Here is a 12,321-nt window from a genome sequence, read left to right as displayed (position 1 = left end):
CCCACGCGGACGGGTCCCCGGACTCCACCTGCCAGGCCGTGTTCGACGCGCTGGTCCCACCAAGCCCGAGCGACGACATCGCCCTCCTCATCGCCACGCCCGTTCTGCCCGTGGTGGTGTCAGGCGGTGGCCCGCGCCGGGGCGGCCTGCTCGCCGTCGGCCGCGAACTCGCCCAGCACGAAGCTCTCGTCCACCTGGGTCGCCAGGTCGATGCCGACCTTGGCGTTGGCCCAACTCTCCGCGTTGCGCCGGTGGAAGAGCACCGCCTGCTCGGTGTACCGGTGCGCGTCGCGCCGCCCGTACGCCGCCTCGGCCTCGGTCCGCAGCTGCTCCAGCACCGCCCGGTTGGCCGGCTCCAGCGACTTCAGCGGCGGTTCGGCGCCCTGCTCCAGGCGGCGCACCCAGTCCGACTGTCCGAAGGTGGTGAACAGGTCGTCGCCGACCTCTCGGCGCAGGAACGCCAGGTCGTCCGGGCCCTGCACTTTGTTGCCGATCACCCGCAGCTGCACGCCGAAGTCCCGGGCGTAGTCCCGGTACTGGCGGTAGACCGAGACGCCCTTGCGGGTCGGCTCGGCCACCAGGAAGGTCAGGTCGAAGCGGGTGAACAGGCCGGAGGCGAAGGAGTCGGAGCCCGCGGTCATGTCGGTGACCAGGTAGTCGTCCGGGCCGTCCACCAGGTGGTTGAGCAGCAGCTCCACCGCGCCGACCTTGGAGTGGTAGCAGGCCACCCCGAGGTCCTCCTCGGCGAACGCCCCGGTCGCCAGCAGCCGGACCGAGCCCTCGTCCAGTGCGATCGGCCGGGCGCAGGCGGCGTAGACCGGGTTCTCCTCGACGATCCGCAGCAGGCGCGAACCGCGGCCGGGCGGCGTGGTTTTGATCATCTCGTCGGCTGAGCGGATCAACGGGTTGCAGCCGCGCAGGTACTCCTTGATCTGCGGCAGGTGAGCGCCGAGCGAGGGCAGTTCGGAGGCCTGAGCATCCGTCAGTCCAAGGGCGGGGCCCAAGTGCTGGTTGATGTCGGCGTCAACGGCGATGACCGGCCGGCCGATGGCGGCCAGGTGGCGGATGAACAGTGCGGACAGCGTGGTCTTCCCGCTGCCGCCCTTGCCGACGAAGGCGATCTTCATCTGGGGCTCCGGCTCTCGCTCTGGGCCCTGGGGGCGGGCCGCGTGCTCAGGGGGCGCGCGTGTGGGGGCGCACCTAACTGGAAATCGTTATCGTCTCCGATAGTGGCCATGCTAGCCGGGGCTTGGGCCCAGTCGGGGGAGGGAAGTGAGGATTGCCTCTAACGGGTGATGCGGGGTTGCTGTTCCGGGATGGGCGGCCTGTTCATTACTCTCGGGTAGGTGAGCACTGGAACAGATCCCCTCGCCCCGCTGGCCCAGCTCCCCGGGGTGCCCGACGCGGTCGCCGAGGTGCGCAAGGCCGTCGACCGGCTCTATGGCCACCGGGTGATGCGTCGCCGCGCGGCCGAGGTCACCTCCGAGTCCGCGCTGCGCGGCGCCCGTGCGTCGGCGGCCGTGGCCGGTGCCGACTGGCCGCTGGAGGAGGTCCGGCGCCGCACCGACTTCGGCGCGGACGCCGAGGCCCGGACGGTCGGCGCGGCCCTGCGGATCGCCGCCGAGGCCGGCCAGCTGCTGAGCGTCTGGCGGCACTCGCCGCTGCAGGTGCTGGCCCGGCTCCACCTGCTCGCGGTCGGCGACGCCGACCCGGCCGCCGGTCGGCCGCGGCGGGCGGGGGAGGCCGCCGAGGAGCTCTTCCCGTTGGAACTCAAGCCGGTGGAGAGTGTCGAGGTCGACGCTGCGGTCGGGCCGCTGCCCGTGCTGCCGCCGGCGCCGGACGCGGAGGAGGTCGCGGCCCGGCTGGACCAGCTCTCCCGGCTGCTGGTGGCCCGCGCAGAGGGCCACGGCGTGGGGACCCCGGCCTTGGTGGTCGCCTCGGTGGTGCACGGCGAACTCCTCGCCCTGCGGCCGTTCAGTGCCCACAACGGAGTGATCGCGCGGGCCGCCCAGCGGATCGTGCTGATCGCCGAGGGGCTCGACCCGAAGTCGATCTGCCCGGCCGAGGTCGGCCTGGCGGAGCTGGGCACCGACGCCTACCGGCGGGCCCTCGCGGGCTACCTGGCGGGCACGCCCGAGGGGATGGCGGCCTGGATCGCCCACTGCGGGCGGGCGTTGCGGCTCGGTGTACGGGAGAGCACCGCGGTCTGTGAGGCGATGCAGCGCGGCATGGTCTGAGCGGACGCGCCGGACGCGGCCAGCCCGGCTGGGAACAGCACGGCCGCGGACACGGAGATGCGGCGGCACCTGATCCTGCTGGGTGCCGCCGCTGGTGCAGATACCGGGTGACCAAGCATGCACCGGAAGTGCCGATCAGACGGGGATCCTGCCCGTTCGTCTGGTCCGGCGGCCCGACAGCGGGTCGGCTGCATGTGGGTGCCCGGTTATCTGTACACGCGGTCCGTGGGGCCTGAACTGCGTTGTCGGTTTGACCTCTTCGGGTCCTGACCGGGTCTCGCGGGCCGTGCTTCATTTGTATCGCGTTTCGGCCGAAAGGGGAACCCGAAACGAGAAGTCTGTGCCGATTGCCCGTTTTGGTGGGCTTCCTTGCCTCTGCGCGGCCTCAGGCCGTGGGGCGGCGCCGGCGGGCCAGGTGCCAGATCACCCCGGCGGTCACGAGGGCCGTCCCGACCGCCACCGCGGTCAGCACTGAACCGCTCGGCGCGGAGAACTCGGGCAGCCGCCGCCGCAGTTCCACCGGTCGGTCGAAGACCAGCACCGGCCACTCCCGGGCCTGCGCCTCTTTGCGCAGCGCGCGGTCAGGGTTGACGGCCGAGGGGTGGCCGACCGCCTCCAGTAGCGGCAGGTCGGTCGAGGAATCGCTGTAGGCGTACGACGCGGCCAGGTCGTAGCCCTCCGACGTGGCCAACTCCCGGATCGCGGCGGCCTTGTTTTCGGCGTAGGCGTAGTACTCGATCTCGCCGGTGTAGCAGCCGTCCTCGACCTTGAGCCGGGTGGCGATCACGTGGTCCGCGCCGAGCAGCTCGCCGATCGGCTCGACCACCTCGGAACCGGAGCTGCTGACGATCACCACGTCCCGGCCGGCCGCGTGGTGCTGCTCGATCAGCGAGGCTGCCTCGTCGTAGATGATCGGGTCGATCAGGTTGTGCAGGGTCTCCGCGACGATCTCGCGGACCTGCTGGACGTTCCAACCCCGGGTGAGTGCGGAGAGGTACTCGCGCATCTTCTCCATCTGGTCGTGGTCCGCTCCGCCGACCAGGAAGACGAACTGCGCGTACGCGCTGCGCAGTACGGCCCGACGGTTGATCAGGCCGCCCTGGTAGAACGGGCGGCTGAAGGCCAGCGCGCTCGACTTGGCGATGATGGTCTTGTCGAGGTCGAAGAAGGCGGCCGTGCGCAGCTCGCTGGGCCAGGGGCCGGCGGGTGTGCTCCGCTCCCCGGGCCCGATGGTGTCGCCCTGGGACTCGTCGGCGTGGTCGTCGGCGTTCTCGGTGGTGTCCACGGGAACCGAGGATAGAGGGAGCCGCAAAACACCCCGCCATTCGGCGTACTCGTGGGCGTGCGGGTTTGTGTTTCTGGCCGCTCGGGTACACCATGGAAGTCACGGATCGTTCGCGACCGTGCTAACCCGGTCCGGCTCCTCCCCCCCGAGTCGGGCTGTGGATAGACGACCCCCGCTCTCCCCCCCGGCGGGGGTCGTCGCACGTCCGGGGCCATTTTCAGGGCTTGAAAGCCCTTCGCGGTGGCTTCGGCGACCGCCCCGTCGGCGGTGTACAGGGGGTGTCGACAGCTCGGCCTGTCCACCACCTTTCGTCACTCTGTGTTGCCGTTTGCTCATGGCTCGCACGGCTCACGCGGCTGGTTCCTATCGCCCCGACCGGCCCGTCGCGACGGGCCGCGCGGGAGGCGGTGAGGAGGTGTCGGGAGCGTGTTCGACCGGGGTGCGGTGAGTGGCCGGTTCATCTCCGTGGCCCCCTTTCGTCAATTCTTCGCCGATTAGCCCCCCGCCCGGGTGAACGTTTTCATCCACAACCCACGAGTTATCCACAGGCAATCGGAACGTGGATGACGTAATCCGGATCTCCCCCCCACCGTGATGGTCGGCGGCGGTCGCCGGGCAGGGCCTCATCCCCTTCCTCTCCGGAGGTCTGCCGGGCGACCGTCCGCCGGAACCGTCCGACGCGCGTCCCGACCGCCCCTGGTGGCTGGCGACGCAGAGGGGAGAACACCATGTCGACGCCGATCGCCGACCACCTCACCGCCGAGGGTCCCGCGGATGCCGGGCCGCTCGTCGTCACCGAGGACGAGGGCCTGGCCGAGCACCTGCTGCGGCTCTGCGCGGCGGCGGGCACCGAGCCGCGACTGATCCGCGGCGCGCCGCCGACGCGCGAGCTGTGGGAGGGCGCCCCGCTGGTGCTGGTCGGGGACGACCAGGCGGAGCGCTGCGCCGGACTGGGCAGGCGCGGCGGGGTGCTGCTGCTCGGGCTGGACCTGGACGACCCCGGCGTGTGGGTCAGAGCGGTCCAACTCGGCGCCGAGCACGTGCTGTTCCTGCCCGACGCCGAGGCCTGGCTGCTCGACCGGATCGCCGACGCGGCCGAGGGCGTCGGCTCCCCGGCGGTCACTGTCGCCGTGCTCGGCGGCCGCGGCGGGGCCGGGGCCTCCACGCTGGCCTGCGCCCTCGCGGTCACGGCCGCGCGCACGGGCCGACGGACCATACTCATCGACGGCGATCCGTTGGGCGGGGGACTGGACATCCTGCTCGGCGGAGAGACGGCCCGCGGGCTGCGCTGGCCCGACCTGGCCGGCTCACGCGGGCGGGTCAGCGGGGCCGAGCTGGCCCGGGCGTTGCCGGCCCTCAAGCGGCTCTCCGCGCTGTCCTGCCTGTCCTGGGACCGCGGCGACACCCTGACGGTGCCACCGGAGGCCATGCGCAGCGTGCTGGCCGCCTCCCGGCGGCGCGGCGGGCTGGTGGTGGTCGATGTGCCGCGCCATCTCGACGCGGCCGCCGGGCAGGCGCTGGAGCAGTCCGACCTGGCGCTGCTGGTGGTCCCGGCCGAGCTGCGGGCGGTGGCGGCCGCCGACCGGGTCGCGGCGGCGGCCCGGATGCGGCTCGCGGATGTCCGGACCGTGGTGCGGCCGGTGCGGGCCGGCGGGCTCCCGGCGCATCGGATCGCCCGCGGGCTCCGGCTGGAGCTGGCCGGGGAGTTGGAACCCGAACCGGGCCTGGCCGAGGACGTCGAGAAGGGCGTCCCGCCCGGCATCCGGGAGAGCGGTCCGCTCGCGCGCTTCTGCGCGACCTTCCTGAACGAGGTGCTGCCGCCGGTGCCGGCGGTCGGAGGAGGTGTGTACTGATGGTTCGTCTGCGCAGAACAGGCCCTCGGAGCGGTGCCCCGGGCCAGGGCGACGGTGCGCGGGAGCACCGGCCGCTCAGGAGCGTGCCGCCGCCCGGCGGGCCGCCGCAGGCCGAGCACGGGCCCTGCCCGTACGGCCGGACGGCCCGCGAGGAGCGGACGGCGGAGCTGGTGGACGCGGTGCGGCTGCGGCTGGCCGAGTCGGGGGCGGCTCCGACGGCGGGCTCCGTTGCGGCCGTGCTGCGGGCCAACCGGCCTCCGCTCGGCGGGGACGAGGTGCTGGACACTGTGCGTTCGCTGCGCGCCGAACTGGTGGGTGCGGGCCCGCTGGACCGGCTGCTGGCGGCGCCTGAGGTCACCGACGTGCTGGTGAACGGTCCGGACGAGGTGTGGGTCGACCGTGGCGGCGGCCTGCACCGAGCCACCGGAGTCCGGTTCGCCGACGCCGAGGCGGTGCGGCGGCTGGCCCACCGGCTGGCCACCGCGGCCGGGCGGCGCCTGGACGACGCACGACCCTGGGTGGACGCCCGCCTGCCGGACGGCACCAGGCTGCACGCGGTGCTGCCGCCGATCGCGGCCGGCTGCACCCACATCTCGCTGCGGGTCTGCCGGCCCCGGCCGTTCACGCTCGACGAGTTGGTGGCGGGCGGGTCGCTGCCGCCGGAAGGTGCCGACCTGTTGGCCGGCATCGTGCGGGCGCGGTTGTCGCTGCTGGTCTCCGGTGGGACGGGCTCGGGCAAGACCACGTTGCTCGCGGCCTTGCTCGGCCTGGTCGGGCCGGAGGAACGGATCGTCGTCGCCGAGGACTCCGCCGAGCTGCGACCGGCCCACCCGCACGTGGTCCGGCTGCAGAGTCGGCCGCCCAATCAGGAGGGCCTGGGCGAGTTCACCCTGCGGGACCTCGTCCGGCAGGCGCTGCGGATGCGGCCCGACCGACTGGTGATCGGCGAGGTGCGCGGGGCCGAGGTGTCGGATCTGCTGGCCGCGCTCAACACCGGGCACGAGGGCGGCTGCGGCACGGTCCACGCCAACACGGCTGGGGACGTGCCGGTCCGGCTGGAGGCGCTGGGCTCGCTCGCCGGACTCGACCGGCCGGCGCTGCACAGCCAACTCCGGGCCGCGCTGGACGTGGTGGTGCACCTGCTCAGGGATCCGGGCTCGGGGCGGCGCCGGGTGGCGGAGATCCACACGCTGGCCGGGGATCGCGACGGGCTGGCCGTGACCACCCCGGCGGTGGCCTTCCCGGCGACGGGCGGCCTGGTGCCCGGCGCGGGCTGGGAACGGCTCGTCGGGCTGCTGGCGGCGCGCGGGGTGGCGCTCGGAGTGCCGCCCGAGGCGGGGCCGTTGTGAGCGCGGTGGCGATGGCGGCGAGGGCGGTAGCCGTGGCGTCGGCCGGCCGGGCGGCGCGGGAGCTGCACTTGGTGGAGCTCGGGTTCGCGGTGCTGCTGAGCGGGTGTGCGGTGGCCGCGGTGGCGCTACTCGGGACATGCGGCAGGAAGGGGCGATGACGTGGAGGGTGGTGGTGTGATGCAGGGTCAACTGACGCTCTGCTGGACGGCAGTGCTGTGCCTGCTGGCCGTCGCTGCGTGGAGGGCCCTGCAGGAGCAGCTGCCGGGTGGGCGGCGCTCCAGGCTGGTGCTGGCGGGCAGTGGGCCTCCGGTGCGGGGGCCGGGGCCGGAGACGGCGGGGCGTGTGAGGGGTCGGCTCCCGGACCTGCTGGCGCCCGAACTGCTGCTCCTGCCGATGGGGTTGGTCGCCGGGCAGACCGCCTCCTCGCCGGTACCGGTGCTCGCGGCCGTGCTGGCCGTCCTGCCGCTGCGAAGGTGGCGGCTGCGGCGGCGCCTGGCCGTGGAGGCCGGGCGGCGGGCCGGGGCCGTGGTGGAGCTCTGCGCCGCGCTGGCAGGGGAGTTGCGCAGTGGCTCGACACCGGAGCAGGCGTTGCACCTGGTCACGGCCCGGCTCGCCGCGGACCCGGAAGGGCTGCGCCGGCTCGGCGAGGAGCCGGTGGCCCGGCTGGCGGCGGGTCGCTACGGCGGGGACGTTCCGGCCGCCTTCCAGCTGCTGGCCGAACTGCCGGGCGGCAGCGGGGCGGCGGCCGTCGCGGCCTGCTGGCGGGTCGCCGCCGACGGCGGGTCGGGGCTGGCCGCCGCACTGGACCGGGTCGCGGAGGCGCTGCGCGGCGAGCGGGCGCTGGCGGAGGAGATCGCCGGGGAACTGGCCGGGCCGCGGACGACGATCGCGGTCCTGGCCGCTCTGCCGGGCGCGGGGCTGCTGCTGGGCGCCGCGCTCGGGGCCCGTCCGCTGGACGTCCTGCTGCACACGTCGGCCGGACTGGGCTGCCTCGTGGCGGGGGCGGTCCTGGAGGGGCTGGGCGTGCTCTGGACGGCCCGCATCGTCCGGGCGGCGGCCCGGGGAGCGCTGGAGCCGCCTCGGAGGCCAGGCGGCGGATTCGAGGGAGCCGCTCCCACGCGCCGCGCGGGCGGTGGTCCACGCCGAGGGCTGAGGTGGGCGCGGGCGCTCAGCGGCGGAGCGGAGGCGGGGTGATGCGGGGCGCCGAGTGGGCGGTGGCCGGGCTCCCGGTGGCGGTAATGGTGGCGGCGGCCGCGGTGGGGCTGGCGCGGGGAAGGGCCAGGCGGCGGGCGTACGCCTGGGAACGGGAGCGGGAGGAGGTGCGGAAGCGAACCGGGCCGATGGTTCCGGACGTGCCGAGGGCTCCGGACGTTGGGCGCTGGCGGCGCGTGGCGACGGCGGCCGTCGCCGGGCTCGCGGTGGCGGTGTTGCTCGGTGGCCCCACCGGGGCGGTCGTCGGGGTGCTGGCGGCGGTGGGCGTCCACAGGTGGTCGGCCCGGGCGCGGTCGCCGACGGATCGCCGGCTGGCGGCGGAGGAGGAGCTGCTCACCAGGCAACTCCCCCTGGGTGCGGAGCTGCTGGCGGCCTGCCTCGGGTCGGCCGCGCTGCCCTCGGCGGCGGTGTCGGCGGTGGGCCGGAGCGTGGGCGCGCCGCTGGGGCCGCGGCTGATGGCGATCGGGGCCGAACTGGCCCTGGGCGCCCCGCCGGAGCTGTGCTGGACCCGGCTGGGCGAACAACACCCCTCGCTGGCCCCGCTGGCGCGCTGCCTGGTCCGGACGAGCCTCGGCGGGGCTCCCGCGGCCGGTCCGCTGATCGGGCTGGCCCAGGCGCAGCGGACGGCCGCCGCCCGCGCGGCCCACGCGCGGGTCCGTCGGGCCGCGGTGCTCGCCACCGCGCCGCTGGGGCTCTGCTTCCTCCCCGCCTTCGTCCTGATCGGGGTGGCGCCGGTCGTGATCGGCCTCACCAGCCGTTTCGCCCAAGCCATGTGAATGAACGTCGGCTCCGGACCCGCCGGGGTCGCGGAAGAGATCGGACAGGAGACATCGATGACCGCAGTGATCGCGATCAGGCCCGGCACCGGGCGCCCGCTCCGGCAATTGCTGGGGGCGTGGCGACGGAAGAGCCGTTGGGCGGCCGGCCGGGCGCGTTGGCTGGCCCGGCGCCGGGGCCGGTCGGACGCCGGGATGACGACGGCCGAGTACGCCGTCGGCACGCTGGGCGCCTGCGCCCTCGCCGCCGGGCTGTACAAGGTGGTGACCAGCGCGACCATCACCGGGGCGCTGACCGAGATGCTGGAACGCGCGCTCCATGCCGCGTAGGGCGGCGCGCGGCGGGGCTCGGCCGTGGCCGCTGCGGCCGGGCCGGCGTGGCGACGGCGGCTTCGCCACGGCCGAGACGGCGGTGGCCCTGCCCGCGCTCGTCCTGCTCGCGGCGATGCTGATCTGGGGAGTGCTCGCGGCGGCCGCGCAGATCCACTGCGTGGACGCGGCCCGGATCGGCGCCAGGGCGGCCGCGCGCGGCGAGACGGACGCCGCCGAACGCGCCCGGGCGGCCGCCCCGCCGGGGGCGGAAGTCCGGCTGGCGGTCGCGACGGACACGGTGCGGGTCGACGTGGACGCGCCGTGTGCGGCGCCCGGGAGGCTCGGCGGTCTGCTCGCGGTGCGGCTCGGTGCGCGGGCCGTGGCGGCGCGGGAGGACGTGTTGGGTAGTGCCACGGGAGGAGGTGGTGGTGCGTGGCCCTCCTGAGTGGCCTGCGGCGGGCGGCGGAGCGGCTGGCGCGAGCCCGTATGGATCGGGCCGCCTCGGCCGGCGGGTACGGGCCGGACGCGGGCTCGGCGACGGTGTGGCTGCTCGCTCTGGCGATGCTGGGCACGGCGGTGTTCGCCGCGACGATCGCGGTCGGTGCGGTGGTCGCCGCCCGGCACCGGGCCGAGTCGGCCGCCGACTTGGCGGCCCTCGCCGCGGCGGACCGGCTGCTGCTGGAGGCGGACGGCGGCTGCGGTCGGGCCGCCGGGATCGCCGCCGCGCAGGGCGCCGCGCTGGTGTCCTGCTCGGTGGACCAGTCGGCGGACGCTGTCGAGGTGGTCGCCGAGGTGCCGGTCGGCGGGCTCCCGGTGCGCCTGCCGGTCGGTCCGGCGCGGGCGAGGGCCCGGGCGGGACCGGTACGGGCTCCGGTCACCGCCGCCGAGGACGGCCTCGGCGGGGCCCCGGGCGGCGCGGCGGCGGCCTCATGAACCGCTCGGTGTCGCACCTTCCGGGCCCGGCCCGGACTCCGCGTCAGGCGCCCCGTCCAGCAGGACGTCCAGCAGCAGGACGGCGGCCGCCTTGTCCAGCGGGTCGTTCCCGTTGCCGCACTTGGGCGACTGGACGCAGGACGGGCAGCCGCGCTCGCACTCGCAGGAGGCGATCGCCGCCCGGGTGGCGGTCAGCCACTCGACGGCCCGCTGGAAGCCGCGTTCGGCGAAGCCGGCCCCGCCCGGGTGGCCGTCGTAGACGAACACGGTGGGCAGCCCGGTGTCCGGGTGCAGCGGGACGGAGACGCCGCCGATGTCCCACCGGTCGCACGTGGCGAACAGCGGCAGCAGGCCGATCGAGGCGTGCTCGGCGGCGTGTGCGGCGCCGGGCAACTGGTCGAGCGGGAGGTCCGCGTCGAGCAGCTGGTCCTCGGTGACGGACCACCAGACCGCGCGGGTGCGCAGGGTGCGGGGCGGGAGGTCGAGCTTGCTCTCACCCATGATCTCCCCGGTGGAGATCCGCTTCCGGAGGTAGCCGACCACCTGGTTGACCACCTCCACCGAGCCGAAGCTGAGTCGGCCCTCGCCCCAGGGGACGGTGGTGTCTGTGTCGAGGACGGAGATGGAGGTGATGTCGCGGGCGGCCGTGGTGTACGGCGGATCGGCCGGTTCGACCAGGGCGACCGAGTTCTCCAGGTCGAGCTCCCGGACCAGGTAGGTGCGGCCCTGGTGGAGGTGGACGGCTCCGGTGTGGACGGTGGTGTGGGCCGCCGCGGCGTCCACCGTGCCGAGCAGGCGGCCGGTGTCGGCCTCGACGATCTGCACCGGGCTGCCGCCGCTGCCGCGCAGGTCGACGGCGTCGGCGGCGCGCTCCCGGCGGGTCCAGTACCAGGAGCCGTCGGCTCGCCGGCGCAGCAGGCCGCGCCGCTCCAGCACCGGCAGCAGCGGCGCGGTGGAGGGCCCGAACAGCTCCAGGTCCGCGTCGGTCAGCGGGAGCTCGGCGGCGGCCGCGCACAGGTGCGGGGCGAGCACGTGCGGGTTGTCGGGGTCGAGCACGGTGGCCTCGACCGGCGCTGCGAACAGCGCCTCCGGGTGGTGCACCAGGTAGGTGTCCAGTGGGTCGTCCCGGGCGATCAGGACGGCCAGCGCGCCCTGGGCCTCGCGACCCGCCCGGCCCGCCTGCTGCCACAGCGAGGCCCGGGTGCCGGGGTAGCCAGCCATCAGGACGGCGTCGAGGCCGGAGATGTCGACGCCGAGTTCGAGAGCGGAGGTGGCGGCGAGTCCGAGCAGCCGCCCGGAGTGCAGAGCGCGCTCCAGGGCTCGGCGTTCGTCGGCGAGGTAGCCGCCGCGGTAGGCGGCCACCCGGTCGGCGAGCGGCCGGCCGAGCTGGTCCTGGGCCTGGAGGGCGACGAGTTCGGCGGCGCGGCGGGAGCGGACGAACACGACGGTCCGGGTCTGCTGTTCGACCAGGTCGGTCAGCAGGTGGGCGGCCTCGGCGGTGGCGGTACGGCGCACCGGCGCGCCGTGCTCGCCGACGTTCTCGGTCAGCGGCGGCTCCCAGAGGCCGAAGACCATCGGCCCGCGCGGCGAGGCGTCCTCGGTCACGGCCACGGCGGGCAGGCCGGTCAGGCGCCGGGCGGTCGCGGCCGGGTCGGCGGTGGTGGCGGAGGCGAGCAGGAAGGTGGGTGACGAACCGTAGCGGGCGCAGATCCGGCGCAGCCGCCGCAGCACCTGGGCGACGTGCGAGCCGAACACGCCCCGGTAGCTGTGGCACTCGTCGACGACCACGTAGCGCAGCACCTTGAGGAAGGAGGACCAGCGGGCGTGCGCGGGCAGGATGCCCCGGTGCAGCATGTCCGGGTTGGTGAGCACGTAGGAGGCGTACTGGCGGACCCACTCGCGCTCCTCGGGCGGAGTGTCGCCGTCGTACAGGGCGGCCCGGACCCTCGGCGGGGCGAGTTCGGCGGCGCGCCGACGCTGGTCGGCGGCGAGCGCCTTGGTCGGGGCCAGGTAGAGCGCGGTGGCGCCGCGGCCGTTGCGGGCCTCGGTGCCCTCCAGCAGATCGCTGAGCACCGGCGCAAGATAGCCCAGCGACTTGCCCGAGGCGGTGCCTGTGGCGATCACCACAGTCTGGCCGCTTTTGGCCAGGTTCATCGCTTCTGCCTGGTGCGCCCAGGGCCGCTCCACCCCGACGGCACGAGCCGAGGCCACGATCTCCTCCCGGATCGACTCGGGCCACGGCGAATAACGCGCAGGTCGGGCGGGAAGGTGCTCCGTATGGGTGAGCCGGTCGGACCGCCCCCGGCTGGTGGAAAGGGTCGTGAGCAGTGCCTCGGGCAGGCTGTGTCGGGGCGGCATGAGGAC

At 75.0% G+C, this 12,321-nt stretch carries 11 protein-coding genes; 8 read left to right on the top strand and 3 right to left on the bottom strand.

The window, feature by feature from the left end:
* Positions 1-119 precede the first annotated feature (119 nt).
* Positions 120-1,127, bottom strand: coding sequence for an ATP-binding protein (locus tag ACWC9T_RS21280; protein WP_449822598.1), 1,008 nt, complete (start codon positions 1,125-1,127; stop codon positions 120-122).
* A 219-nt stretch (positions 1,128-1,346) separates the two neighbouring features.
* Between ACWC9T_RS21280 and ACWC9T_RS21275 the strand changes: the two genes are divergently transcribed.
* A complete protein-coding gene (locus tag ACWC9T_RS21275; RefSeq protein WP_449822597.1) occupies positions 1,347-2,237 on the top strand; it encodes an oxidoreductase in 891 nt (296 codons plus the stop codon).
* Positions 2,238-2,622: 385 nt separating this feature from the next.
* Here ACWC9T_RS21275 and ACWC9T_RS21270 read toward each other — a convergent pair whose 3' ends face one another.
* A complete protein-coding gene (locus ACWC9T_RS21270; protein WP_449822604.1) occupies positions 2,623-3,420 on the bottom strand; it encodes an HAD family hydrolase in 798 nt (265 codons plus the stop codon).
* Between the two features lie 830 nt (positions 3,421-4,250).
* Here ACWC9T_RS21270 and ssd point away from each other — a divergent pair.
* The 7 genes from ssd (at position 4,251) to ACWC9T_RS21235 (ending at position 9,957) form a co-directional block, all read left to right on the top strand.
* Positions 4,251-5,375 carry a septum site-determining protein Ssd gene (ssd, locus tag ACWC9T_RS21265; protein WP_449822596.1) on the top strand — a complete coding sequence of 375 codons (1,125 nt, stop codon included), beginning with the start codon at positions 4,251-4,253 and terminating at the stop codon, positions 5,373-5,375.
* A gap of 83 nt (positions 5,376-5,458) precedes the next feature.
* The gene (locus ACWC9T_RS21260; protein ID WP_449822595.1) at positions 5,459-6,724 is read left to right on the top strand and encodes a TadA family conjugal transfer-associated ATPase; all 1,266 of its coding nucleotides are present in this window, start codon (positions 5,459-5,461) and stop codon (positions 6,722-6,724) included.
* A 177-nt stretch (positions 6,725-6,901) separates the two neighbouring features.
* Positions 6,902-7,918, top strand: coding sequence for a type II secretion system F family protein (locus tag ACWC9T_RS21255; RefSeq protein WP_449822594.1), 1,017 nt, complete (start codon positions 6,902-6,904; stop codon positions 7,916-7,918).
* Positions 7,918-8,712, top strand: a complete 795-nt coding sequence (locus ACWC9T_RS21250; RefSeq protein WP_449822593.1) for a type II secretion system F family protein — start codon at positions 7,918-7,920, stop codon at positions 8,710-8,712. Before ACWC9T_RS21255 ends, ACWC9T_RS21250 begins: the two co-directional genes overlap by 1 nt.
* A 57-nt stretch (positions 8,713-8,769) precedes the next feature.
* Positions 8,770-9,042, top strand: a complete 273-nt coding sequence (locus tag ACWC9T_RS21245; protein WP_355674385.1) for a DUF4244 domain-containing protein — start codon at positions 8,770-8,772, stop codon at positions 9,040-9,042.
* The gene (locus ACWC9T_RS21240) at positions 9,032-9,469 is read left to right on the top strand and encodes a TadE family type IV pilus minor pilin (RefSeq protein WP_449822592.1); all 438 of its coding nucleotides are present in this window, start codon (positions 9,032-9,034) and stop codon (positions 9,467-9,469) included. The genes ACWC9T_RS21245 and ACWC9T_RS21240 overlap by 11 nt, the downstream gene beginning before the upstream one ends.
* Positions 9,457-9,957 (top strand): Rv3654c family TadE-like protein, encoded by a 501-nt coding sequence (locus ACWC9T_RS21235; protein ID WP_449822591.1) that lies wholly within the window; start codon positions 9,457-9,459, stop codon positions 9,955-9,957. The genes ACWC9T_RS21240 and ACWC9T_RS21235 overlap by 13 nt, the downstream gene beginning before the upstream one ends.
* On the opposite strand, the gene ACWC9T_RS21230 is transcribed toward ACWC9T_RS21235, so the two are convergent.
* Positions 9,952-12,315, bottom strand: a complete 2,364-nt coding sequence (locus tag ACWC9T_RS21230) for a DEAD/DEAH box helicase (protein ID WP_449822590.1) — start codon at positions 12,313-12,315, stop codon at positions 9,952-9,954. The genes ACWC9T_RS21235 and ACWC9T_RS21230 overlap by 6 nt on opposite strands.
* Positions 12,316-12,321: the final 6 nt, after the last annotated feature.

Source organism: Kitasatospora sp. NPDC001159, from assembly GCF_053598235.1.
The sequence above is the reverse complement of the archived record's forward strand: the minus strand, read 5'-3'. Positions and strand labels throughout refer to the sequence as shown.

Excerpts from the sequence above, each read along its gene's own strand:
- ACWC9T_RS21280 (WP_449822598.1), bottom strand. The coding sequence starts at position 1,127 with ATGAAGATCGCCTTCGTCGGCAAGGGCGGCAGCGGGAAGACCACGCTG.
- ACWC9T_RS21245 (WP_355674385.1), top strand. The coding sequence starts at position 8,770 with ATGACCGCAGTGATCGCGATCAGGCCCGGCACCGGGCGCCCGCTCCGG.
- ssd (WP_449822596.1), top strand. The coding sequence starts at position 4,251 with ATGTCGACGCCGATCGCCGACCACCTCACCGCCGAGGGTCCCGCGGAT.
- ACWC9T_RS21230 (WP_449822590.1), bottom strand. The coding sequence starts at position 12,315 with ATGCCGCCCCGACACAGCCTGCCCGAGGCACTGCTCACGACCCTTTCC.
- ACWC9T_RS21255 (WP_449822594.1), top strand. The coding sequence starts at position 6,902 with ATGCAGGGTCAACTGACGCTCTGCTGGACGGCAGTGCTGTGCCTGCTG.
- ACWC9T_RS21250 (WP_449822593.1), top strand. The coding sequence starts at position 7,918 with ATGCGGGGCGCCGAGTGGGCGGTGGCCGGGCTCCCGGTGGCGGTAATG.
- ACWC9T_RS21240 (WP_449822592.1), top strand. The coding sequence starts at position 9,032 with ATGCCGCGTAGGGCGGCGCGCGGCGGGGCTCGGCCGTGGCCGCTGCGG.